This window comes from Leisingera sp. ABD4_442, assembly GCF_056160905.1.
Genome location: NZ_JBSWYB010000012.1, coordinates 22,207 through 43,722, shown reverse-complemented (window position 1 = coordinate 43,722; position 21,516 = coordinate 22,207). Strand labels below are relative to the sequence as shown.

23 protein-coding genes are annotated in these 21,516 nt (G+C 64.9%); 12 read left to right on the top strand and 11 right to left on the bottom strand.

What is annotated here, in order from left to right:
- Positions 1-27 precede the first annotated feature (27 nt).
- Complete coding sequence (locus tag ACXAHG_RS11670; RefSeq protein ID WP_475057440.1) at positions 28-1,476, top strand: glutamine synthetase family protein; 1,449 nt, start codon at positions 28-30, stop codon at positions 1,474-1,476.
- A gap of 175 nt (positions 1,477-1,651) precedes the next feature.
- Positions 1,652-2,011 carry a glycine cleavage system protein GcvH gene (gene gcvH / locus ACXAHG_RS11665; protein ID WP_065267652.1) on the top strand — a complete coding sequence of 120 codons (360 nt, stop codon included), beginning with the start codon at positions 1,652-1,654 and terminating at the stop codon, positions 2,009-2,011.
- A gap of 117 nt (positions 2,012-2,128) precedes the next feature.
- On the opposite strand, the gene ACXAHG_RS11660 is transcribed toward gcvH, so the two are convergent.
- The 3 genes from ACXAHG_RS11660 to truA all read right to left on the bottom strand — a co-directional run bounded on the left by ACXAHG_RS11660 (position 2,129) and on the right by truA (position 4,855).
- Entirely contained in the window at positions 2,129-3,064 is a 936-nt protein-coding gene (locus ACXAHG_RS11660; protein ID WP_475057437.1) for a 2-hydroxyacid dehydrogenase, read from the bottom strand.
- An 80-nt stretch (positions 3,065-3,144) separates the two neighbouring features.
- A complete protein-coding gene (locus ACXAHG_RS11655; protein ID WP_475044873.1) occupies positions 3,145-3,879 on the bottom strand; it encodes an NYN domain-containing protein in 735 nt (244 codons plus the stop codon).
- A 208-nt stretch (positions 3,880-4,087) separates the two neighbouring features.
- The gene (gene truA, locus ACXAHG_RS11650) at positions 4,088-4,855 is read right to left on the bottom strand and encodes a tRNA pseudouridine(38-40) synthase TruA (protein WP_475057434.1); all 768 of its coding nucleotides are present in this window, start codon (positions 4,853-4,855) and stop codon (positions 4,088-4,090) included.
- 112 nt (positions 4,856-4,967) lie between these two features.
- Here truA and ACXAHG_RS11645 point away from each other — a divergent pair, with 112 nt between their 5' ends.
- The 3 genes from ACXAHG_RS11645 to ACXAHG_RS11635 are packed head-to-tail and all read left to right on the top strand — an operon-like array spanning position 4,968 to position 7,821.
- Positions 4,968-6,383: a YcjX family GTP-binding protein gene (locus tag ACXAHG_RS11645; RefSeq protein ID WP_475057432.1), complete on the top strand. Its 1,416-nt coding sequence runs from the start codon at positions 4,968-4,970 to the stop codon at positions 6,381-6,383.
- Positions 6,380-6,835, top strand: coding sequence for an N-acetyltransferase family protein (locus tag ACXAHG_RS11640; RefSeq protein ID WP_475057428.1), 456 nt, complete (start codon positions 6,380-6,382; stop codon positions 6,833-6,835). Before ACXAHG_RS11645 ends, ACXAHG_RS11640 begins: the two co-directional genes overlap by 4 nt.
- The gene (locus tag ACXAHG_RS11635; RefSeq protein WP_475057426.1) at positions 6,832-7,821 is read left to right on the top strand and encodes a YcjF family protein; all 990 of its coding nucleotides are present in this window, start codon (positions 6,832-6,834) and stop codon (positions 7,819-7,821) included. The genes ACXAHG_RS11640 and ACXAHG_RS11635 overlap by 4 nt, the downstream gene beginning before the upstream one ends.
- Before the next feature lie 104 nt (positions 7,822-7,925).
- On the opposite strand, the gene ACXAHG_RS11630 is transcribed toward ACXAHG_RS11635, so the two are convergent.
- A complete protein-coding gene (locus tag ACXAHG_RS11630) occupies positions 7,926-8,348 on the bottom strand; it encodes a group III truncated hemoglobin (RefSeq protein WP_475057424.1) in 423 nt (140 codons plus the stop codon).
- 157 nt (positions 8,349-8,505) lie between these two features.
- Here ACXAHG_RS11630 and ACXAHG_RS11625 point away from each other — a divergent pair, with 157 nt between their 5' ends.
- The 6 genes from ACXAHG_RS11625 (at position 8,506) to ACXAHG_RS11600 (ending at position 16,784) form a co-directional block, all read left to right on the top strand.
- Positions 8,506-9,813 carry an SDR family oxidoreductase gene (locus ACXAHG_RS11625; protein ID WP_475057421.1) on the top strand — a complete coding sequence of 436 codons (1,308 nt, stop codon included), beginning with the start codon at positions 8,506-8,508 and terminating at the stop codon, positions 9,811-9,813.
- 1 nt (position 9,814) lies between these two features.
- On the top strand, positions 9,815-10,303 hold the full coding sequence (locus tag ACXAHG_RS11620) for a DUF2269 family protein (RefSeq protein WP_475057419.1): 489 nt from the start codon (positions 9,815-9,817) through the stop codon (positions 10,301-10,303).
- A gap of 235 nt (positions 10,304-10,538) precedes the next feature.
- Positions 10,539-13,481 carry an isoleucine--tRNA ligase gene (gene ileS / locus ACXAHG_RS11615; RefSeq protein ID WP_475057416.1) on the top strand — a complete coding sequence of 981 codons (2,943 nt, stop codon included), beginning with the start codon at positions 10,539-10,541 and terminating at the stop codon, positions 13,479-13,481.
- Positions 13,482-13,814: 333 nt separating this feature from the next.
- On the top strand, positions 13,815-14,522 hold the full coding sequence (locus ACXAHG_RS11610; protein WP_475057414.1) for a hypothetical protein: 708 nt from the start codon (positions 13,815-13,817) through the stop codon (positions 14,520-14,522).
- A gap of 148 nt (positions 14,523-14,670) precedes the next feature.
- Positions 14,671-15,750 carry a peptidoglycan-binding protein LysM gene (locus ACXAHG_RS11605; RefSeq protein ID WP_475044856.1) on the top strand — a complete coding sequence of 360 codons (1,080 nt, stop codon included), beginning with the start codon at positions 14,671-14,673 and terminating at the stop codon, positions 15,748-15,750.
- Positions 15,751-15,761: 11 nt separating this feature from the next.
- Complete coding sequence (locus tag ACXAHG_RS11600) at positions 15,762-16,784, top strand: ABC transporter substrate-binding protein (protein WP_475044855.1); 1,023 nt, start codon at positions 15,762-15,764, stop codon at positions 16,782-16,784.
- A gap of 3 nt (positions 16,785-16,787) precedes the next feature.
- On the opposite strand, the gene ACXAHG_RS11595 is transcribed toward ACXAHG_RS11600, so the two are convergent.
- Together ACXAHG_RS11595 and ACXAHG_RS11590 are read right to left on the bottom strand one after the other, a co-directional pair.
- Positions 16,788-17,153 (bottom strand): hypothetical protein, encoded by a 366-nt coding sequence (locus ACXAHG_RS11595; protein WP_475044854.1) that lies wholly within the window; start codon positions 17,151-17,153, stop codon positions 16,788-16,790.
- A 100-nt stretch (positions 17,154-17,253) separates the two neighbouring features.
- The gene (locus ACXAHG_RS11590; RefSeq protein WP_475057411.1) at positions 17,254-17,640 is read right to left on the bottom strand and encodes a hypothetical protein; all 387 of its coding nucleotides are present in this window, start codon (positions 17,638-17,640) and stop codon (positions 17,254-17,256) included.
- 199 nt (positions 17,641-17,839) lie between these two features.
- Here ACXAHG_RS11590 and ACXAHG_RS11585 point away from each other — a divergent pair, with 199 nt between their 5' ends.
- A complete protein-coding gene (locus ACXAHG_RS11585) occupies positions 17,840-18,292 on the top strand; it encodes a methylated-DNA--[protein]-cysteine S-methyltransferase (protein ID WP_475057408.1) in 453 nt (150 codons plus the stop codon).
- A gap of 102 nt (positions 18,293-18,394) precedes the next feature.
- Here ACXAHG_RS11585 and ACXAHG_RS11580 read toward each other — a convergent pair whose 3' ends face one another.
- The 5 genes from ACXAHG_RS11580 to ACXAHG_RS11560 all read right to left on the bottom strand — a co-directional run bounded on the left by ACXAHG_RS11580 (position 18,395) and on the right by ACXAHG_RS11560 (position 21,373).
- Positions 18,395-19,105 (bottom strand): CDP-alcohol phosphatidyltransferase family protein, encoded by a 711-nt coding sequence (locus tag ACXAHG_RS11580; RefSeq protein WP_475057405.1) that lies wholly within the window; start codon positions 19,103-19,105, stop codon positions 18,395-18,397.
- A gap of 39 nt (positions 19,106-19,144) precedes the next feature.
- Positions 19,145-19,357, bottom strand: a complete 213-nt coding sequence (locus tag ACXAHG_RS11575) for a hypothetical protein (RefSeq protein ID WP_475044848.1) — start codon at positions 19,355-19,357, stop codon at positions 19,145-19,147.
- Between the two features lie 115 nt (positions 19,358-19,472).
- Positions 19,473-19,700 carry a GDCCVxC domain-containing (seleno)protein gene (locus tag ACXAHG_RS11570; protein ID WP_475044846.1) on the bottom strand — a complete coding sequence of 76 codons (228 nt, stop codon included), beginning with the start codon at positions 19,698-19,700 and terminating at the stop codon, positions 19,473-19,475.
- Between the two features lie 48 nt (positions 19,701-19,748).
- Positions 19,749-20,669 carry a tyrosine recombinase XerC gene (locus ACXAHG_RS11565; RefSeq protein ID WP_475057402.1) on the bottom strand — a complete coding sequence of 307 codons (921 nt, stop codon included), beginning with the start codon at positions 20,667-20,669 and terminating at the stop codon, positions 19,749-19,751.
- Complete coding sequence (locus ACXAHG_RS11560; protein ID WP_475057399.1) at positions 20,666-21,373, bottom strand: DUF484 family protein; 708 nt, start codon at positions 21,371-21,373, stop codon at positions 20,666-20,668. The genes ACXAHG_RS11565 and ACXAHG_RS11560 overlap by 4 nt, the downstream gene beginning before the upstream one ends.
- Positions 21,374-21,516 lie beyond the last annotated feature (143 nt).

The window sequence follows — 21,516 nt, the reverse complement described above, 5'->3', positions numbered from 1 at the left end:
AAACAGCTCCGCACAACGAGGCCGCCCATGGCAGAAGATTTCACATCCGGCAGACTGGCCCGCCTGGGCCTGCTGTCACCTGAGGACTGCCGGAAGGCGGCAGAGATCACGTCGCGCGCGCAGTTTGACGGGATTGAGACGGTGCGGGTGCTGTTCCCCGATCAGCACGGGCTGCTGCGCGGCAAGACAGTGATGGCAGAAGCCTTTGCCCCCGTCTTTGACCGCGGCCTCAACGTGCCCGCAACCCTGCTGCTCAAGGACACCTCGCACCGCACCGCCTTCCCGGTGTGGGAGGAGGGCGCCGATCTGGCTGGCCCGATGCAGGGGGCAGGCGACGTGCTGCTGGTGCCGCGCCCTGACACTTGGCGCGCGCTGCCCTGGTCCGGTCACTCCGCCTGGATCTTCTGCACCCCGGTCTACCCGGACGGCCGGCCCATTCCCTTTGCCCCCTGCGCGGTGCTGCAGCGGCAGGTGGAAATGCTGACGGCGCAGGGCATGGCCGCCACCTTCGGGCTGGAGGTAGAGTTCCACCTGTTCGAGCTGGCGGATAAATCCGACGCCCACGCCCTGGCGACCCGCCCCGGCGCCCCGGTGCAGACCCGCAACCTGACGCAGGGCTACCAGTATCTGACCGAAACCCGCTATGGCGAGGTGGAGGGCATCCTCGACCTGCTGCGCCGCAACGCCCAGAAGCTCGGCCTGCCGGTGCGCTCCGTGGAAATCGAAATGGGCCCCAGCCAGGTTGAGTTCACCTTTGCCCCCGACAGCGCCATGGCGCAGGCCGACGCGATGGTGATGTTCCGCACCATGGTCAAGGAGGTCTGCGCCCGCAACGGCCTGCACGCCAGCTTCATGGCCAAGCCGCGGCTGGACAACGCCATGGCCAACGGCTGGCACGTCCACCAGTCACTTCAGGACCTGGCCACGGGGCGCAACCTGTTCATGCCGGAAACCGACGGGATGCTCAGCCCTCTCGCCAGCGCCTGGATGGCCGGCCTGCTGAAGTACGCGGCGGAAACCTCGCTGCTGATCGCCCCCACGGTGAACAGCTACAAACGCTACCTGCCGTTCCAGCTGGCCCCCAGCCGCATCGGCTGGGGCGAGGACAACCGCGGCGCCATGCTGCGCGCGCTGATGCAGCCCCGCAACGCCGCCAGCCGGATCGAGAACCGCGCCCCGGACAGCTCCGCCAATCCCTATTATGCGCTGGCCGCCCAGATCATCGCAGGCGCGGCCGGCATCCGGGAAGGGTTGGAGGCCCCGAAACCCACCCTGTCGCCCTACAGCGAAGACGCCGACCGCCTGCCGCGCTCGCTGGGCCAGGCGCTGGACGGGTTCGCAAATTCAGCCCTCTGCCGCGAGGCGCTGGGTGCGGACACCGCGGACTACCTGCTGCAGCTCAAGACCTTTGAGTGGGAACGCTACCTGGATACCGTCAGCGAATGGGAACAGGCGGAGTATTTCAACCTGTTCTAAAGCCTGTCAGGGCCGCAAATTTTCCCCCAGCCGGTGATTTGCCGTCTTGATCGGCAGCCCCCCCCGTTGATACCGTATACCCGCGTATGCGAGGGGGCGCCCCTTGCCATCCGCGGCGCCATTTCCGGCGGCCCGAGACATTGAAACCCACGCCTCTTCGAAGGAAAACACCCCCATGAAATACACCGAGGAACACGAGTGGCTGCTGCCCGAAGGCGACCTGATCACCGTCGGCATCACCGCCCACGCCGCTGAGCAGCTGGGCGAGGTGGTCTATGTCGAACTGCCGGAACCGGGCACCGAGGTCTCCAAGGACGACGAGATCGTGGTGATTGAATCGGTCAAAGCGGCCTCCGACATCCTCGCCCCGCTGGACGGCGAGATCGTCGAGGTGAACGAGGCGCTGGCCGACGACCCCGGCAAGGTGAATGAGGACGCCGAGGGCGACGCCTGGTTCTTCAAGATCAAGCCCTCGGACCTGTCGCCGATGGACGATTACATGGATGAGGCCGGCTACAAGGACTTCATCAGCTGATCTAGTTGCCCCGCCGCCATTGTGTATCCGGCTTTTTCCAGCGGGAAAAAGCCGGTGCCTCCGGCGGGAGTATTTCAAACCAGAAAGAAGCAACGGGCGTTTCTTTCCGGATTGGGCTCAATACCCCCGCTCACGGTCCACTTCGTGCAGCAGGTCTTCGCCCGCCTCCAGCCGCCGCAGGTTCTCCACCACGTCTTTCAGCGCGTCGCCCAGGTGCCAGCCGGACACATGCGGCGTGATGGTGACCTGCGGGTGGGCCCACAGCGGGTTGTCCGCGGGCAGCGGTTCCTTGCTCACAACGTCCAGCACCGCATGGCCCGGGGTGCCCCGGTCCAGTGCCACCAGCAGCGCGGCTTCATCCACCAGATCGCCGCGGCCTGCGTTGATCAGTGTGGCGCCCGGTTTCATCGACGCCAGCACCTCGGCATTCATCAGCCCGCGGGTGGCAGGGGTGGAGGGCAGGATCGAACAGACATAATCGCATTCCCCCAGCATCTGCGGCAGCGCATCTGCGCCGTGGCGGCAATCGACGCCTTCAATCTCCTTGGGCGAGCGGCTCCAGCCCAGCACCTTGAACCGCATGTCCCGCATCAGCTGCGCCGTCATGCCGCCGATATGGCCCAGCCCCAGCACGCCTACCGTGGTTTCCTGCGGCCGTCCCGGTGCCAGTGGCTCCCAGGCGCTGCGGGACTGCGAGGCTGCGTGCGCCGTCATATTGCGCTGGCCGCGCAGCACATAGGCCAGGCAGAATTCCGCGATCTCATGCGCGGGTTCCAGCGGCTTCAGCCGGGTGACGCGCACATGCGGCGCCAGGCCCGGGTGCGCAACGATAGTATCCACCCCCGCACCCAGCTTCTGCACCAGTTTCAGGTTCGGCAGCTGTTCCGGCAGGCCGTCCTTCAGCACCGAAACAGCCAGCACGGTGATGTCTTCCAGGTTGCCCGGCGCCGAGATGGGCCGGATATCGGCGCCGGGGGCCATCGCCCGCAGCTCCTCCGCCAGCTGTTCCTCGGTATACCAGCCGTCGTGGCCGATGCTGATCAGCATTGCCATGCGCGTTCCTCCCCGTGCCGCGTCCCCTTGGCGGGACTAAGCCACGGATCGCGCTGGAACGAAAGACAGTTTTCGCGGTCTCAATCCAGCCGCCGCACCAGGATCTGGTTGCCCTCGCCGCGTTTGGTCTCAAACAGCTTCAGCGAAGCGATCAGGTCGCTCAGCTTGCGCTTGCCATAGCTGCGGGTGTCGAAGTCCGGAAAGGCCGCAGTGATATACTGGCCGATCTGGCCCAGGGTGAACCACTCGTCCTCCTGGCCGATCGCATCCATTGCCCGCACCACCAGCTTGGCCGGGTCCGGCAGCGCCGCGGGGGCATTGCCGCTGTCGTCTTCCTTCTTGGGCTTGGCCTTGGGTTTGGCCGGCTCCTCCAGCAGGTTCTCCACATAGATGAAGCGTTTGCAGGCCTGCACAAAGGCAGCGGGCGTCTTGCGCATCCCCATGCCGTAGACATCCACCCCCTGTTCGCGGATGCGGCTGGCCAGACGGGTGAAATCGCTGTCAGAGGAGATCAGCACGAAACCGTCAAAGCGGCCCGAATGCAGGATGTCCATCGCGTCGATCACCAGCGCTATGTCAGAGGCGTTCTTGCCGGTGGTATTGGCAAACTGCTGATGCGGGATGATCGCCAAGGCGGCCAGTTTCTCCTTGTTCCAGCCTTGCGGGCTGCCGCCGGCAAAGTCGCCGTAGATGCGGCGGATGCTGGCCTCGCCGAAGGAGGCGATCTCCTCGAACATCGCCTCGGCGTATTTGGCAGAGATATTGTCGGCGTCGATCAGGACAGCCAGAAGCGGCGGTTTGGTTGTTGGTGCCATTTTCGGGGTCTCTGCTTTCTTTTGTGTGCGGGCGGTGCCGCAGGGGAGCTGCCGGTTCGTCAGTATGGCTGAGTATGGGCAGGTGCCGCTGCGATGCAAGGGCAGGGCGGTTTGGCTGCTGCCTGCTGCCGGAGGGGGCGAGGGGGTGCAAGGGGGGTGCACAGGTGGTGCACAGGGGGTGTACGGATGGCACCCCCTTCAGTTCGGCTCAGGCAAAGGGATCGTCCGGATACCCCACCCGCGCCAGATAGAGGCCATGGCCGGGGCAAACCGGCCCGCAGGCGGCGCGGTCGCAGGCTTCCAGCGCGGCCTTCACATCGGCCGGATGCCAGGCTCCGGCGCCGACCCGCTCCAGGGTGCCGACAAAGCTGCGCACCTGATTGTGCAGAAAGCTGCGGGCGCGGACGTGGAAATGGATCTCCGGCCCGGAGAACCCCTGCTCCCGCTCCACCCGCAGCTCATCCAGCGTCTTGACCGGGCTTGCCGCCTGGCAGATCGAAGAGCGGAAGGTGGTGAAATCATGATTGCCGATCAGGTGGTTGGCCGCTTCCTGCATGGCGTCTGCATCCAGAACATGGCTCAGCTGCCAGACCTGTCCCGCGTCATGGGTGGCAGGTGCGCGGCGGATCAGAATGCGGAACAGATACTGCCGCTCCACCGCGGAAAACCGGGCGTGCCAGTCCCCCTCCACCCGGGCGCAATCCACGATGGCGACCGGATCGGGCTTCAGATGGTAGTTCAGCGCTTCTGACAGGCGGAACGGGTCCCACTCCTTGGCCATGTCGCAATGCGCCACCTGTCCCAGCCCGTGCACGCCGGTGTCCGTGCGCCCGGCGGCGGCAATGGTGTGCTCCCCCGGCTCCAGCCGCGCCAGCGCAGCCTCGATCGCGCCCTGCACCGAGGGCAGGTCCTTCTGCCTTTGCCAGCCGGCAAAAGGCTTCCCGTGATATTCGACTTTCAAAGCAAAACGCGGCATGGCCGGGCAACTAGCAACAGGGCCGGACCAGGGCAAGCCCTGCGTGCGCTCTGGTATCTTATCGACATGCTGCCTATCTTGTCAGCAGCAAGAACAGAGCAGGATCAGGGCCTTGGTGATAACCTCCCTTGCAGACGGGGTGATGAGCGGGGTGGAGAACGCGGCCAGCGGCCTCTCCGCGGCGCTGTTCGACCGGCCCATCCGGCTGGGCGTCACCGGGCTGGCGCGCTCCGGCAAGACGGTGTTCATCACTTCGCTGGTCGCCAATCTGATGGACCGGGGCCGGATGCTGCAGCTGAACGCCGCGCGCGAAGGCCGGATCGAGGCTGCCTTCCTGCAGCCCCAGCCCGACGACACCGTGCCGCGGTTTGACTATGAAAACCACCTCGCGGCGCTGACCGGGCCGTCACCCCATTGGCCGGACAGCACAAGGGCGGTCTCTGAGCTGCGTCTCAGCCTCAAGGTGCGGCCCGCCGGCTTGCTGGCCGGGCTGCAGGGGCCGCGCACGCTGCATCTGGATATTGTCGACTACCCCGGCGAATGGCTTCTGGACCTGGCGCTGCTGGACAAATCCTATGGCGAATGGTCCGCGGATGTGCTCGCCCGCATCGCCGCCCGGCCGCAGGCAGAAAATTTCCTGGCTGAGAAATACAAAGCCGTCCCCGCGGGGACGCATGACGAGCCGCAGGCCCAGGCGCTGGCCGCGGCCTTCACGGATTACCTGGCTGCCGCCCGCGCCGCCGGTTTCTACGATTGCACACCGGGCCGCTTCCTGCTGCCCGGCGACCTTGAGGGCTCGCCGGTGCTGACCTTCGCCCCGCTGCCGCCTGAGGCCAGCGCGCCGCGCGGCAGCCTGTGGCGTGAAATGGAACGGCGGTATGAGGCCTATAAATCCAAGGTCGTGAAGCCCTTCTTCCGCGACCACTTTGCCCGCATCGACCGGCAGGTGGTGCTGGTGGATGCGCTCTCGGCGATCCATTCCGGCCCGCAGGCGGTAGAGGACCTGCGCCATGCGATGACGGATATCCTCAGCGCCTTTAAACCGGGCCGCAATCATTTCCTGACCCGGCTCCTGGGCGGCAAGCGGGTCGAAAAGATCCTGTTCGCCGCCACCAAGGCCGACCATCTGCACCACGCCCAGCACCCGCAGATGACCGCCATCATCGAGGCGCTCACCCGCGAGGCGCAGGACCGCGCCCGCTTTGCCGGCGCTGAGACTGCGGCGCTGGCGCTGGCCTCCCTGCGCACGACGACAGAAGAAATGCGCAGCCATAACAGCAGCGAATTACCCTGCGTCCGCGGCACCCTGCTGGACAACGGCAAGCAGGCGGCCTTCTACCCCGGCGCCCTGCCGCAGGACCCGGCCCAGTTGCTGACACCGGCGCGGCAAGGGGCGGAGCGCTGGCTGGAGGGCGATTACCAGTCAATGGCCTTTGCACCCGCGCCGCTCACCCTGAAACACGGCAGCGGCCCGCCGCATATCCGCCTCGACCGCGCCGCAGATTTCCTGATCGGAGATGCCTTGTGACCCTTGTCTTGCGCCCCGCGGCCCCGCTCGATGCGGGGGCAACCGGTGATATTCTCTACCGCTTCCAGCAGGATACCGAATGGATGCCCAAGCTCTATTCATCGGCCCAGACGATCATGTTCTGCGGCATGATGATCGACCGGGGCTGGGTCACCGTGGCGGAGCGGGACGGGACGGTTCTGGGTTTCCTGGCCCGCAAGGAGCAGGAGGTCTGCTCTCTCTACCTTGCTCCCGGTGCCTGCGGGCAGGGGGCGGGCAAGATGCTGCTGGATGCGGCCAAGGCGGCGGCGCCGCGGCTGGTGCTGAACACCTTTGCCGCCAACACAAGGGCGCAGCGGTTCTACCTGCGGGAGGGGTTTGCCGAAGTTGCCCGCGGCGATGGCTCTGGCAATGAAGAGGGCCTGCCAGACATCACCTATGAATGGCGCGCCGCGCAGGAGGCCGCGGCATGAGCAAGAAGCCCGTTCTGTTTGATCTGGAGGAGGAGGCGGAGGCGCCGCCTGTGGCCGACGCGCCGCCAGTTCCCGACCCGCTGCCCGCGACGGCGAAACCAGCGGCAATGGAGCAGGCGGCCCGCATCGCTGCCCGTCGCCCGTCACGGCTGGCCCGCTTGTTCTGGGCGCTGCTGGTTGCGGTCATTGGTGCCATGGCCTCCGTCGCGGCCTGGGATTTTGCCGCCGGGCTGATTGCACGGGTGCCGCTGCTGGGCTGGGCTGTCACCGCTGGCCTGGGGGCGCTTCTGCTGCTGGCGCTGGCGATGGCTCTGCGTGAGCTAGCGGCGCTCTCCCGGCTGCGCCGCGTCGATGCGCTGCGTCATCTGGCAGAGGAGGCCGCGGATCTGGCCGATGCCCGCGCCTTCACCACCCGGCTGGAGGCGTTTTACAAAGGCCGCGAGGATCTCAGCTGGCATCAGGCCCGGCTGGCGGAACGCCGGGTGGAAGTGATGGATGGCGACGCTCTGCTGCTTCTGGCAGAGGAGGAACTGCTGGTGCCGCTGGACGCCATTGCCCTGCGTGAGGTGGAGGCCGCGTCCCGGCAGGTCGCGACAGTAACCGCGCTGGTGCCGATGGCGCTGGCGGATATCCTGACCGCGCTGGTCTCTTCGCTGAGGATGATCCGCCGGGTGGCGGGGATCTATGGCGGCCGGCCCGGTTTCTTCAGTTCCTGGCGGCTGACCCGCGCGGTGCTGGCGCATTTGGCCGCCACCGGCGCAGTGGCCGCAGGCGATGACTTGCTGGAGCCGGTGCTGGGCGGGTCGGTTCTGTCCAAGCTCTCCCGCCGGTTCGGCGAAGGGCTGGTCAACGGCGCCTTGTCCGCCCGCGTTGGTATTGCCGCGATGGAGGTCTGCCGCCCGATGCCGTTCTCGCCGCAGCACAAGCCCAGCACCCGCAAGGTGGTGCAGCGGGCGCTGACGGGATTGTTTTCCAAGGAGAAATAACGCGCGCGCCAGGCTCATGCCCAGCATGAGCCGCGCCCAAGGCCGCCAAGGCGTTCGGCGCCAGCCGTAGGCCTGCGGGCGCGGGAGCACCACTGTCCGGGCGATCAGAACAGCTTGGGCGGCTGGTCCTTGGGCTGGCGCATTGCGACGATGCCAGTACGGAAGCCTTCGCCGATGCGGTCGGCCAGGGCGCCCCATTGCAGCGCGGTGCGCTCCGGCAGCTCCGCCCGCAGCACCCGGTGGAACAGCCCCAGCCACAGCGGGAAATGCTCTGCCTTCACGTCTGGGCGCGAGACATGCACCCGCATCGGATTGCCGCTGTAACTGCGCTCGCGCAGGATTGCATTGCGCCAGAAGCCTGCGATCTTCTCCTCATGTTCGGGCCAATCCGTGACATGTGCGGCAAACACCGGACCCAGCACATCATCGGCGCGCACCTGCATGTAGAACACCGCCACCACGCGAGAAATCTCCTCAGCGGTGATCTCGAACCGCGCCAGCGGGTTCTGTGTTTCGGTATCGGTCATTGTCTGCTCCGGCCTGCTTTGGCCTGTAGATAGGTGGAAGCCAAGCCGAGCGGAAGGGTAAAGGCGCATCTGCCGCAGCTCCAGCTTGCGGCGGCGCTGGCGCCTGCGGCCGCCACCGCTATGGTGAGCGAGGGATTTGTCAAAAAGGCATTCATTGATGGCGGAGAATGCGAAGAGGGTGCTGGTTTTAGGCGCCTATGGGTTTATCGGGGCTGAGGTGGTGCGCACCCTTCGGGCCGCTGGAATGCATGTGACTGGCCTGGGACGCAGCACCGCGCAGGCAGCGCGGGTGCTGCCGGACGTTCCATTCAAGCAGGGCGACCTCTTGCAGCTGTTGCGGCCTGAGGGCTGGGCGCCGCTGCTGCAGGGCGCGGACGCCGTGGTGAATTGCGCGGGGGTTCTGCAGGATATGGCGCCGGGTGAGCTGGAGGCCGTGCATCACACCGCCATCGCAGCCCTGGGCACGGCCTGTGCGGAGCGGGGCATCGCGGTAGTGCAGATTTCAGCGGCCAGGGCAGGTCCGGACGCGGGGACAGAGTTCATGCGCAGCAAGGGGCGGGGGGACGCAGCCTTGCGGGCCACCGGTGCGCCGCTGCGTACCCTGAAGCCAGGGCTGGTGATCGGGCAAAACGCCTATGGCGGCACGGGTCTGCTGAGAATGCTGGCAGCGGTGCCGTGGGTGCAGCCTGTGGCGCTGGCAGACGCGCCGGTGCAATGCATCGGCATGGCGGATCTGGCGGCGGCGGTTGTTGCTGCGCTGCGCGGTGATCTGCCGCAGGGCACCTATGACCTGGTGGAGGACCAGCCGCACACGCTGTCGGAGGTGCTGGCAGAGACCCGGGCGTGGCTGGGGCTTGCTCCGGCGCGCAGGCTGCTGCGGATCCCGGGCTGGCTGCTGCCGCCGGTTGCAGCCTGTGCCGACGCTTTGGGGCGGCTGGGATGGCGCTCTCCGCTGCGCTCCACCGCAATGGCCGAAATCCAGAGCGGCGTGCGCGGCGATCCCGCACCCTACCGGGCCGCCATGGGGCAGGGGATTGCGCCGCTCAAGCCCGTCTATCAGTCGCTGTCTCCGGGGCGAGCGCAGCGGCTGGATGCGCGGATGGCTCTGCTGATGCCGGTTGCGGTCGCTGTGCTAAGCCTGTTCTGGCTGGCCTCGGGCCTGATCGGCCTCTGGCAGATGAATGGGGCGGCGAAAGTGCTGACGGATGCTGGATGGAGCAGCCTGCCGGCGAATGCGAGCGTCATCTTCTGGTCGCTTGCCGATATCACCCTGGGGCTGGCCATCCTGTGGCGGCCCTGGGCGGCGCGTGCCTGCGCAGGGATGGCAGCGGTCTCGCTGATCTATTTGGCGGCGGCCACTGCCGTTACCCCGCAGATGTGGGCGGATCCGCTCGGGCCGCTGGTCAAAGTGCTGCCGGGGCTGCTGCTGGCGCTGATCACCCATCAACTGCTGCAGGAGCGCTGAAATGGACCTGGACCTGATCCTGCGCTGGCTGCATGTGATCGGCGCCTGTGTGCTGCTGGGAACCGGCGCGGGCATCGCCTTCTTCATGCTGATGGCGCACCGGACACGGGACGCGGCACTGGTTGCCCATACAGCCAGCATCGTGGTGCTGGCGGACCTTTTGTTCACAGCCACGGCCGTGGTTGCCCAGCCCGTCACCGGCGGGTTGCTGGCCTGGCGGCTGGGCTGGCCGCTGAGCGCCGGCTGGCTGGCGCTGTCGCTGGGGCTTTATGTGCTGACCGGTCTGTTCTGGCTGCCGGTGGTCTGGATTCAGCTGCGGTTGCGTGACTTGGCGCGGGAGGCAGCCGCGGCGGGGCAGGTGCTGCCCGCGCGCTATCACCGCTTGTTCGCAATCTGGTTCGCTTGCGGCTTTCCTGCCTTTGCCGCCGTGCTGGCAATCCTCTGGCTGATGCTGGCGCGGCCTGATCTGGGCGTTTGGCTGGTGCGGTGACCAGAGCGGGTGGTTCCGCTCGCTGCTGCCCTCATCACTATGCGGCACATCAGCCGCTTTACCCTCCCGCCGCTCCAGCCTATAAGGCGGATCATGTCCCTATTCGCGGCCATCATTATTCGAATTATATCCCCGGCGCTCTGAAACCATTGAGCCGCCGGGCAAAGGCGCTTGAGCCATCGCGCCGAACCGAATATCCCCATTTCCGACCTTGATCATCCAAAGGACGCCCCAGATGTGCGCCGACACGCCCCAGACGCCTGACTATAAAGACACCCTGAACCTGCCCAAAACCGCTTTCCCGATGCGCGCAGGCCTGCCCAAGCGCGAGCCCGGCTGGCTGGAACGCTGGGCGCAGATTGGCGTCTACGACAAGCTGCGCGAGAAAGCCGCTGCGGCCAAGGGCGGCGACGCGGAGCGCAAGCCCTTCACCCTGCATGACGGCCCGCCCTATGCCAACGGCCACCTGCACATCGGTCACGCGCTGAACAAGACCATCAAGGACATGATCGTGCGCTCCCATCAGATGATGGGTTTTGATGCGCGTTACGTGCCGGGCTGGGACTGCCACGGCCTGCCCATTGAGTGGAAGATCGAGGAGCAGTACCGCAAGAAGGGCAAGAACAAGGACGCGGTGCCGGTTGTCGAGTTCCGCCAGGAATGCCGCGCCTTTGCCGACAGCTGGGTCGATATCCAGCGCGAGGAGTTCAAGCGTCTGGGCATCACCGGCAACTGGGATGATCCGTATCTGACCATGAACTACCACGCCGAGGCGGTCATTGCGGATGAGTTCATGACCTTCCTGATGAACGGCACGCTGTATCAAGGCTCCAAACCCGTGATGTGGTCGCCGGTCGAGAAAACCGCTCTGGCCGAGGCCGAGGTGGAGTATCACGACAAGGAAAGCTTCACCATCTGGGTAAAGTTCAAGGTGGCAGAGCCTGCGGATCACAAGCTGGCGGGCGCCAATGTGGTGATCTGGACCACCACCCCTTGGACCATGCCGTCGAACAAGGCCGTCGTTTACGGCGAAGAGATTGCTTATGGCCTCTATGAAGTCACCGGCACTCCGGATGAGTGCTGGGCCGCTGTGGGCGAGAAGTACATCCTGGCCGACAATCTGGCCGCAGACGTGTTCAAACGCGCGCGTCTGGCTGAGGATCAGTACAGCCGCGTGGCTGACGTTCCGGCCTCGGATCTGGCGGGCATCGGCCTGACCCACCCGCTGGCAGGCGCTGAAGGCTCCAACGGCGAATGGGACGATATCCGCGACTTCCGTGCGGCTGACTTCGTGACCGACACTGAAGGCACCGGCTTTGTCCACTGCGCGCCGAGCCACGGTATGGAAGAATTCGAACTCTACCGCGATCTGAACATGCTGGAGCAGGTGATCACCTACAACGTGATGGACGACGGCTCTTTCCGCGCCGACCTGCCGTTCTTTGGCGGCAAGTTCATCCTGTCGCGCAAAGGCGGCGAGGGGGATGCCAACAAGGCAGTGATCGACAAGCTGGTTGAGGTCGGCGGCCTCTTGGCGCGCGGCAAGATCAAGCACAGCTACCCGCACTCCTGGCGCTCCAAGGCGCCGATCATCTACCGCAACACGCCGCAGTGGTTTGCCTCCGTCGACCGCAAAATCGACGACGGCATGGACCAGATGGGCGACAGCATCCGCACCCGCGCGCTGCGCTCGATCGACGAACTGGTGAAATGGTGGCCGCAGACCGGCCGCAACCGCCTGTTCTCAATGATCGAAAGCCGCCCGGACTGGGTGCTGAGCCGCCAGCGCGCCTGGGGTGTGCCGCTGACCTGCTTCACCAAGAAGGGCGCGCTGCCGACCGATGCGGACTTCCTGTTGCGCAACGAGGAGGTGAACAAGCGCGTTGTCGCGGAGTTCGAAGAGCACGGCGCCGACGTCTGGTACACCGAGGGTTTCAAGGCCAAGGTGCTGGACGGCATCGTCGATGCGGACGCCTATGACCAGGTGTTCGACGTGCTGGACGTGTGGTTCGATTCCGGTTCGACCCACGCCTTTGTGCTGCGCGACCGTGAGGACGGCACCGAGGACGGCATTGCGGACGTCTACATGGAAGGCACCGACCAGCACCGCGGCTGGTTCCACTCGTCCTTGTTGCAGGCCTGCGGCACCAAGGGCCGGGCGCCCTACCGCAATGTGGTGACCCATGGCTTCACGCTGGACGAGAAGGGCATGAAGATGTCCAAATCGCTCGGCAACACCATCGTGCCGGAAGAGGTCGTCAAGCAGTACGGCGCCGACATCCTGCGCCTGTGGGTGGCCCAGACCGACTACACCGCCGACCAGCGGATCGGGCCGGAGATCCTGAAAGGCACCGCCGACAGCTACCGCCGCTTGCGCAACACGATGCGCTTCCTCTTGGGGTCGCTGGGCGACTTCAAGGAAGAGCAGCGGGTGGAGCCGGCAGATATGCCGGAGCTGGAGCAGTGGGTGCTGCACCGCCTGGCCGAACTGGATCACAAGGTGCGCACCGGCTACCAGTCGTTCGACTTCCAGGGTGTGTTCTCGGCGGTGTTCAACTTTGCCACCGTGGATCTGTCGGCCTTCTATTTCGACATCCGCAAGGACGCGCTCTACTGCGACGGCGACACGCTGAACGCCCGCGCCGCACGCACTGTGCTGGACATCCTGTTCCACCGCCTGACCACCTGGCTGGCGCCGATCCTGGTCTTCACCATGGAAGAGGTCTGGCTGGAGAAATACCCGGGCGAGGGGTCTTCGGTGCACCTGCAGGACATCCCGAACACGCCTGCCGACTGGCTGAACGAGCCGCTGGCCGCTAAGTGGTCCAAGATCCGCCAAGCCCGCCGGGTGGTGACCGCAGCACTTGAGGTGCAGCGCACCGACAAGGTGATCGGCGCCTCGCTGGAGGCCGCCCCTGTGGTGCATGTGCGTGACGGCGAAGCGCTGGAGGCGCTGCAGTCGGTGAACTTTGCCGATGTCTGCATCACCTCGGATATCCAGCTGACAAACGATCCGGCCCCCGCCGAAGCTTTCCGCATGCCGGAGGTGGATGGTGTTTCGGTGGTGTTCGAGAAGGCCGACGGCGGCAAGTGCCAGCGCTGCTGGAAGATCCTGCCGGATGTGGGCAGCCACAGCCACGAAGGCGTCTGCGGCCGCTGCGATAGCGCGCTGGATTAACTGCAGGATTCACCTTCGAATTGTTTGCAACGCCCGGCTTTTTGGCCGGGCGTTGTCATTTTTGCGCTATTGTTGCGAAATTCTCCGCACTTTTACCGTGTGTCGCCTTGTGTTTAGTGGAATTAGATTCCTCTAGATGTTGACCGGTTTTCCACAATTGGTTAAAAATTTGTTAATTCCATGAAGATTTTCAGCCGTCATTTCAAAGCATGGCATGGAGCAGGGGGGCAGTTTTCAATGCTGAAGCTGAAGGCAGACGCGCAACCGGCAGGTGAATCAGCCAAGCCGCGGGGGACATCCATCCGGATTGATGGGGTGTCTGCGCCGAAAAACATGAAAATCGGACTGGTTGCAGACGGCGCGGAGCGCAAGCCGGCCCCGGCCGCAGCCGAAGTGGCGAAACAGGCCCCGGTCAAGCCTGCAGCTGTCAAACCCTCTGCGCCCAAGCCTGCTGTGGCCGCTGCGCCCAAACCCGGCAAACGCGCCAATTCGGCGGAACAGACCGGGCCGCAACCCTTTGCTCCGCCGCAGATGGAAGGCGCAAGCTCTTTGCCGAAGCTGGGGCTGGCGGCGGCCGGACTGGCTGTGGCAGCGGCGATGCTGCTGTATTTCCAGTTCAGCGGCGGCACTCCGGCAGACACAGCGGAGACGGCCGGCCTGCAAGCTGCCGCTGCACCGGATACCCTGGCCGCGGATGTGCAGCCGGCCGGTGCTGCATCTGCTGCGGGCCTGCAGGAAGGCGCGGGCGCCGGGGAAGACGCTTTGGTGGCGCGCATCACTGCCGGAACCCTGGCAGCGCTGCGCAGCAAGCAGGAAAACCCCGAAAACCTGAGTCAAGGCGCCTCTGCCGCGGCAGAAGAGGGAACGGCGCTGTACAAAATGGTGCTGACTGCGGCGGCTCAGGGCCAGTCGGAAGCCTATATCGACCAAATGGTGAACGGTGCCTATGCACGCAAGGAAATCACTGTGCCTGCCAGCCTGATCGGAACCGACGGGCGGGTCGACACCGCCACGCTGCTGGCGCTTTTCGTCGGCAACTAAGGGTTTGCGCCGGCGTTCGCGCCGGAGCTGTTTCCGCAGAAGCCGCGTGCAGAACGCCGCGGCGGGGCGGAATACTATCATAACAAACAGACTAACAGGTGCTGCTGGCCGGAACCGGCTGCAGCACAGACGACTTCCCGGGGGGACTATGAAGAACTATATCGCTGCCGCTGCTATGGGTCTATTTGCCTTTGCAGCCAATTCCGCCGCTGCCGAAACCTGCGGCGGGATCTACTCTGTGCAGCCGGGTGACAGCCTGTCGGTGATCGCTGACAAACTGTACAAGGACGCAGGCAAATGGAGCGCGATCCACAGCCGCAATATCGACACCATCGGCCCCAAGCCGAACGCCCTGCGCGTCGGCATGAAGCTGTCGCTGGCCTGTCTCGAAGGGCTGCCGCTGGGCCTGGAAGGCGGCAAGGAAATCTCTGCCAGCGCGCCGGTGGCGGCCAAGCCGGTGCAGATCGCCTCAGGCAGCGCCGAGGTGCGCCACCGCATCAACCTGCTGACGGCGGATGACTTTGCCCCTTTCACCGGCAAGGACCTGCACAACGGCGGCATGATGACCGACGTGCTGAATGCCGCGATGCGCCACGCAGACCCGGACGAAGGCTATGCGGTTCATTGGGTTGATCTCTGGACCTCGCATGAAGAGCCGCTGTTGTCCAATGCGCTGCTGGACGCGGGCTTCCCCTGGTACAAGCCGGATTGTGAAAACAACCCGGCAGAGCCGCGCTGCAAGAACTTCCTGTTCTCCGAACCGATGTTCGAGGTCCTGGTTCTGATGTTCACCGACAAGTCGCGCCCTCTGACCTTTACCAAGGATGAGGATCTGTTCGGCAAGACCTTCTGCCGCCCGCAAGGCTATGAAACCTATCTGTTTGAGCAGCAGGGCCGCCATTGGCTGCGCGACGGCAAGGTAGAGGTGGTACAGCCGCTGACCACCGCGGAATGTTACGAAATGGTACTGGAGGGCAAGGCCGACGCGGTGGTGATGAATGAATTCACCGGCCGCGCGCAGATCAAGGAACTGGGCCTGTCGGACCGGTTTGACGCAGTGCCAGAGCCGATCTCGATCCAAGCGCTGCATGTGATCGTGCACAAGACCCACCCTGAGGCGCAGCAGCTGATGGACATGGTCAACACGTCTCTGCGCGGCATCCGTGAGGATGGCACCTATCAGGCGATCATCGAAGACCACATGGCCAGGGTCTGGGCCGGATATTGAGGGGGAGAGGCATGTTCAACAGCATCTGCCGCCATCTGCTGAGCCTTGGATTGCTGCTGGGTCTGCCTTCGGCGGCCCAGGCGATCTGCGACGTGGATTACGTTGTGCAGCCCGGCGACAACCTGTTCTCGATTGCAGAGACCCACTATGGCGACCGCGAACGCTGGACGATGATCTATTACCGCAACCAGGATGTGCTGGTGGGCTCCTCGGTGGTGCCGGGCCGCAAGCTGCACATCCCCTGCATAAAACAGGCAACCGCGCCCGATGCGACACCCCTGCGCAAGCAGGACGCGGAGATGACGCTGCTGACGGGCGGCGGATATGCGCCCTTCACCGACCGCGGCCTGCCTGGCCAGGGCATGGTGACAGAGCTGGTCAATGCGGCGCTGGAACTGGCCCCGTCTCCGGTGTCCTATGCGATCAGCTGGGAGGACGACTGGTCCAAGCATCTGTTCCCGATGCTGGATCAAAAGGAGTTCGACATGGGCTTTCCCTGGCTGCGCCCCGACTGCGAGGCAGAGCCGGACAACGAGCGTTGCGCGAATTTCCACTTCTCAGAGCCGGTTATGGCGCTGCCGATCATGCTGTTCGTGCGCTCCGATGATCAATTCGCCTATGCTGCCGACAGCGACATTGAGGGCAAGACCCTGTGCCGTCCCAAGGGCTATTTCACCCATGACCTGAACCGTTCAGGGCGGCGCTGGCTGGATGAGGGCAAGATCACTCTGGTGCAGCCGGACACGCCGGCCGATTGCTTCCGCATGGTGGCGCAGGGGCAGGTGGATGCCGTGGCGGTGAACCTGTTCCTGGGCGCCAACACCATCGTCCGCGAGGGGCTGCGCGACACCGTGCTGCCACTGGAGAAACCGCTGTCCGAAGAGGGCTTGCATGTGGTGATCTCCAAACGCCATTGGCGCGGCACGTCCCATCTTTACCGGATCAATGCTGGGCTGAAGAAACTGCGCGAAAGCGGCCGCTTCGAAGAGATCATGTCGCGCCATCTGGAGCTGTTCTGGGCGCAGCTGCAATAAGGATCAGGCCTGCCAGGCTGAAAAGCTCCTGGCAGCCTCATAGCCGTGACAGGCCGCTTCTGATCCTGTTTCCGGATCCGGCTCTTCGCGGCGGGCGCGCTGCAGCAGCAGATGCGCGGCCAGGACGGCATTTTCCTGAAACAAAGCGGGCGGCCGGTCCGGCCCGAGCAGGCCGCTGCGCGCCTTCAGGCGGCGGCTGTTCTGCCCGGCGGGCGGGTCCTGAGGATGGCTGTCCGGGTCCCGCTCCCGCGGGCTGGTGCTGGCAGATTCGCTGCGCTCAGGGTCGTCCGAGCGGACAACCGGGCGGGCGGTCAGATGACCGCGGTTTGGTTTGGCAGGATCTACCCGGCCTGAAACTGGTACAAACATGGAGCGGAACCTTCGCGCTGGCTGAGAACCGGTCTTGCAGGAAGGTTAACAGATCACGCTTAACAGCATGTTAATGCCGCCCGTACCCGGAAACAGCGGATCAGCCGGTGACCATCCGGGCCTTGACGTATTGGGCTTCGGCAGCCAGCGCGCTCACCGGTTTTGGGCCGGCCTGGCAGCCATTGGCCAGATCCAGAAAGAAGGCAGCCATGTCGAAACCATTGATTTGTTGCAGGTTCAGGGCCTCGCTGCGGGCAGCTGCGCGGGCGGGGCCAATGTACTGAGGCGTCAGGGCATCCGGGCGCTCGGCGCTCAGCATTTCTTCGCGGGCAGTGCTGCGGGCCAGGCCCTGGCTGCTGCCTTGGGTCAGCGGCGCATCCACCGGCTGGCCGCCTGCTTCTGCAATCGCCGGCTGCCGCTGATAGGCGGCTTGCAACTGCTTCATGCTGTTAAACAGGCTGGCGGAGCTGGAAACTGCAGAAATCATCTTGCTGACCTTTAGTACCGTTCTTGAAACTCACTTTATTATAATTTGATGCAATGGGGTGAGGATTTCTAAACACTGGTTAACGAAGTGTTAACGGCGGAGGCCGAAGCTACTGATCCGTCGGCCGGGCCACCGGACGCTCTTGCCTCTGGCGCCAATCCTGCCAGGATGCGCCAGCAGCGCGCTTCTGGGAGGTTCTATGATTTCAGCAAGTCTTGAAACACCGGTCGGCGCGCTCAGCGTGACGGAGCGGGACGGGGCCATCGTGCGCCTCGCATGGTCGGCGCAGGCAAGCGGCCAGTCCGCGCTGCTGGACAGGGCACTGGCACAGCTGCGCGCCTATTTCGCGGGGGAACTGACAGAATTCGACCTGCCGCTTCAGGTAGAAGGGTCAGGTTTTCAGCGCGCGGTTTGCGATGCGATGGTCGCGATCCCCTTCGGCGAAACCCGGACCTACGGGGAAATTGCCAAGGACCTGGGCGCGCCGCCCCAGCCGGTGGGCAATGCCTGCGGCGGCAACCCTATCCCGGTGATCATCCCCTGCCACAGGGTGCTGAGCGCTACCGGCCTTGGCGGCTTCTCGGGCCAGGGCGGGGTGGAAACCAAAGTGGCGCTGCTGAAGCACGAAGGCGCCGCCAGCCTGCTGATCTGAGCCGCAGCCCGGATGCGCCCTTTTCGCTTCTTTCTGGTAGAAAATACTCCGGGGTGAATGCGTCCCGGCAGGGGCGCAGAGGGGCAAAGCGCCCCTTCATCCTCAAACGGTGGAGGACTTGCGCCGCCGCTCGGGCACGATCTGCTGGGCAATGCCGACGAACAGCAAGTAGACCGAGGTGACGACCAGTCCCCAATGCGCCCAGCTGGCCGGATGGAAATCCACCCAGGCCGCCCAGCCGGCAAAGAAGGTCCAGGCCAGCGCCATGGGCAGTGACAGGTTGCGCCAGCGCACGGTGCGCACCGGATGAATGAATTTCAACGGCAGGAACATGGCGATGGACAAAAGCGTCACCAGCACAAGGCTGGTCCAATGGCTGGGTTCCAGGGCAAAAATCACCAGCACCGGCATATTCCAAACCCCGGGATAACCGGAAAAGGAGTTGTCCTTGGTTTTCATCCGCGTGTCGGCGTAATACATCGCGCTGCCAAAGGTGATCACGATGATCGCAAACCAGCCGGTCCAGCCCGCCATCAGCCCCGACTGGAACAGGGCAAATGCGGGGATGAACACATAGGTCAGATAGTCGATGATCAGGTCCAGCAGCACCCCGTCGAATTCCGGGGAATACCGCTTGACGTGGTAGTGCCGCGCCAGCGGCCCGTCGACACCATCCACCGCAAAGGCCACCACCAGCCACAGGAACATCAGGCTCCATTTGCCATCCGCCGCCGCCAGCATCGCCAGCATGGCAAAGACGGCACCGGTTGCGGTCAGCAGATGAACGGAGAGGGCGCGGATCTGAGGTGTCATTTGTCCCTGATGGCGAATTTGCCCCGGACCCGCAACCGTTCAGTGCAGGTTTGGGCGGAATTCCGTACCCTTGGCAAATTGGATCCGCGACATCCGGCGGCCATGCGGGGCAGGATCGGTAATGTCCGGGGCGGAGAAGGGCGGATGAGAAGGCAGATCGCTGATCCGCTCCCAGGGGTGGCTGCCGGGCGGCGGCGCAGGGGCCGCGGGGGCGCCGTCAAAGAACAGGGCGGCAAGGCCGGAACTGGTCATAGCAGAATCCTTTCTGGATCGGTTTCTGCCATCAAGCCTGCACCGCCTTAACAGAGGCTTTCAGCTGCCCGGCGAAAATAGCGCGGATTTTATCTAGTTCGGACCGCCTGCAGCTTCAGCCGCAGCACTTGTGCCCCAATTGCACCGGCGGGCAGGGTATAGTGCCATAGGAGCAGAACACGCAGCAATCCCCGGGCTTTGGCCGCAGCAGGGTGCTGCAGGCGGGGCAGTCATGGAACCACTGGCAGGCGTCCTGCGGCATCTCCAGAGCCGCCTCGTGCCCGCAAGCCGGGCATGTGAGCACACTGATCAGTTCGGGTTGCGCGGATCTGGCGTCAGTCATCGCAGGCCTCCTGCCGCCAGCAAAGGCCAGTCTCTTTGCCTGGTCAAGTCACGCCTTTGGATGGGCCTTGTTGTAGACTTCCATCAGGTGGGTGGTATCGACTGCCGTATAGGCCTGGGTGGTCGACAAGGAGGCATGGCCCAGCAGTTCCTGAATCGCACGCAGATCGCCGCCGGCCTCGAGCAGGTGGGTGGCAAAACTGTGGCGCAGCGCATGCGGTGTGGCGGTGGCGGGCAGGCCCAGCTGGGCGCGGGTCTTGGCCATCGCGCCCTGAATCTGGCGCGGGTTCAGCGCACCGCCGCGCACGCCGCGGAACAGGGGCGCGCCGGCTTTCTGCGGATGCGGGCAGAGCTGAAGGTAGCGTTCCACCGCATCCCGCGCGGCAGGCAGCACCGGCACCACGCGCTCCTTCCGGCCCTTGCCCAGGATGCGCAAGACCGGTGGCAGCGGCGCATCTGCCCCCGTCAGCCCCAGCGCCTCGGAAATCCGCAGCCCGCAGCCGTAAAGCAGCGTCACCACCGCCACGTCGCGGGCGGCCACCCAGTCCTCTTGCGACTGCAGCTCGACCGTCTCCAGCACCGCCTTGGCGGCCTCAGGCGCCAGCGGGCGCGGCAGCTTCTTCTGGAACTTGGGGGAGCGCGCCAGCAGCACTGCGGCCGGTTCAAAGCCTTCGCGCTCCGCCAGCCAGCGGTAGAAATTCTTGACCGCCGACAGCTTGCGGGCAAGCGACCGCGCGCCGGTGCCGGAGGTGCGCTCGGACGCCATCCAGGCCCGCATGTCTGATGTGGTGATCCGCGCCAGCGCACCCAGCCCCTGCGGCCCGCCGCTGTGCTGCGTCATGAAGGCCAGAAAGGCGGTGACATCGCAGCGGTAGGCGGTGAGAGTGTTGGCGGAGGCATCCTCCAGCCCGCCCAATCGCTCCAGCCACAGCTGCAGCGCATCCCGGCAGGCGGGGGAGATCAGGGTCATGACAGCCAGTAGCGCATCGAACGTTCAAACACGCCGCCAAAAAAGGCCAGCAGGTCGGTGCCCTGCATGGGCGAGAACTGATGTGGGTCTTCAGATCCCATCACCAGCATCCCGGGCAGGCGGCCTTCGCCCAGGTTCAGCATCAGGCAAGCCTCGGAGCGGATCCATTCGGCCTTTTGCCCATAGACGCGCGGGCTGCCGCCCTGGGTCTGGCGCAGCGTGACGGGGCGTTCGCTGCCGGGCTGGTCGGCATAGCTTTCGGTGAAACCGGGGCCAGCCAGTTTCAGAGCGCCGGATTTGCGCTCAATTGCCGCGCCGCCGGGCTGGGCAGTTTCCAGAACCAGCGCCAGCGCATTGACGCGCAGGATCTCCGGCATGTCCTGCTCCAGGCAGGTGAGGAAGGCGGTGAAATCCTGCGGCTCCAGCAGCCGCAGCACGGCGCGGTGAATGAGGTTGGTGCCGGCCAGGTTGTCATAAGCCGCGGCAATCACTGAGCGGTGGGTGTCCTCCAGCCGGTCCAGCCGCGCCGCCATCCGCTCCATCGCGATGCCGCGCAAATCGACGACATTGGAGCCCATGGCGCGCTCATTGGCGGCTACCAGGGCATTCATCAGGTGCTGGTCCTCCAGCACGGCATCGGGTTTGGCGAGGATCGCCTCGCGCAGCTGGTGTTCCAAATTGGCGGATTGGCTTGAACTGCTCATGTGTGAACTCTTGCGGCTCCGGACCTCTGACGGGTTTGGTGATGTGTATAGCACGGGATTTTTCCAATGCTGAGGAAAAATGCGGGCGCAGCGGAATTTACCGGCAGGGCGTGCTCCCGCCCGTCGCCGGTGCATATCCATGC

Coding starts and splice junctions, on each gene's coding strand:
- ACXAHG_RS11670 (WP_475057440.1), top strand. CDS start 28: ATGGCAGAAGATTTCACATCCGGCAGACTGGCCCGCCTGGGCCTGCTG.
- gcvH (WP_065267652.1), top strand. CDS start 1,652: ATGAAATACACCGAGGAACACGAGTGGCTGCTGCCCGAAGGCGACCTG.
- ACXAHG_RS11660 (WP_475057437.1), bottom strand. CDS start 3,064: ATGGCAATGCTGATCAGCATCGGCCACGACGGCTGGTATACCGAGGAA.
- ACXAHG_RS11655 (WP_475044873.1), bottom strand. CDS start 3,879: ATGGCACCAACAACCAAACCGCCGCTTCTGGCTGTCCTGATCGACGCC.
- truA (WP_475057434.1), bottom strand. CDS start 4,855: ATGCCGCGTTTTGCTTTGAAAGTCGAATATCACGGGAAGCCTTTTGCC.
- ACXAHG_RS11635 (WP_475057426.1), top strand. CDS start 6,832: ATGAGCAAGAAGCCCGTTCTGTTTGATCTGGAGGAGGAGGCGGAGGCG.
- ACXAHG_RS11630 (WP_475057424.1), bottom strand. CDS start 8,348: ATGACCGATACCGAAACACAGAACCCGCTGGCGCGGTTCGAGATCACC.
- ACXAHG_RS11625 (WP_475057421.1), top strand. CDS start 8,506: ATGGCGGAGAATGCGAAGAGGGTGCTGGTTTTAGGCGCCTATGGGTTT.
- ACXAHG_RS11620 (WP_475057419.1), top strand. CDS start 9,815: ATGGACCTGGACCTGATCCTGCGCTGGCTGCATGTGATCGGCGCCTGT.
- ileS (WP_475057416.1), top strand. CDS start 10,539: ATGTGCGCCGACACGCCCCAGACGCCTGACTATAAAGACACCCTGAAC.
- ACXAHG_RS11610 (WP_475057414.1), top strand. CDS start 13,815: ATGAAAATCGGACTGGTTGCAGACGGCGCGGAGCGCAAGCCGGCCCCG.
- ACXAHG_RS11605 (WP_475044856.1), top strand. CDS start 14,671: ATGAAGAACTATATCGCTGCCGCTGCTATGGGTCTATTTGCCTTTGCA.
- ACXAHG_RS11600 (WP_475044855.1), top strand. CDS start 15,762: ATGTTCAACAGCATCTGCCGCCATCTGCTGAGCCTTGGATTGCTGCTG.
- ACXAHG_RS11595 (WP_475044854.1), bottom strand. CDS start 17,153: ATGTTTGTACCAGTTTCAGGCCGGGTAGATCCTGCCAAACCAAACCGC.
- ACXAHG_RS11590 (WP_475057411.1), bottom strand. CDS start 17,640: ATGATTTCTGCAGTTTCCAGCTCCGCCAGCCTGTTTAACAGCATGAAG.
- ACXAHG_RS11585 (WP_475057408.1), top strand. CDS start 17,840: ATGATTTCAGCAAGTCTTGAAACACCGGTCGGCGCGCTCAGCGTGACG.
- ACXAHG_RS11580 (WP_475057405.1), bottom strand. CDS start 19,105: ATGACACCTCAGATCCGCGCCCTCTCCGTTCATCTGCTGACCGCAACC.
- ACXAHG_RS11575 (WP_475044848.1), bottom strand. CDS start 19,357: ATGACCAGTTCCGGCCTTGCCGCCCTGTTCTTTGACGGCGCCCCCGCG.
- ACXAHG_RS11570 (WP_475044846.1), bottom strand. CDS start 19,700: ATGACTGACGCCAGATCCGCGCAACCCGAACTGATCAGTGTGCTCACA.
- ACXAHG_RS11565 (WP_475057402.1), bottom strand. CDS start 20,669: ATGACCCTGATCTCCCCCGCCTGCCGGGATGCGCTGCAGCTGTGGCTG.
- ACXAHG_RS11560 (WP_475057399.1), bottom strand. CDS start 21,373: ATGAGCAGTTCAAGCCAATCCGCCAATTTGGAACACCAGCTGCGCGAG.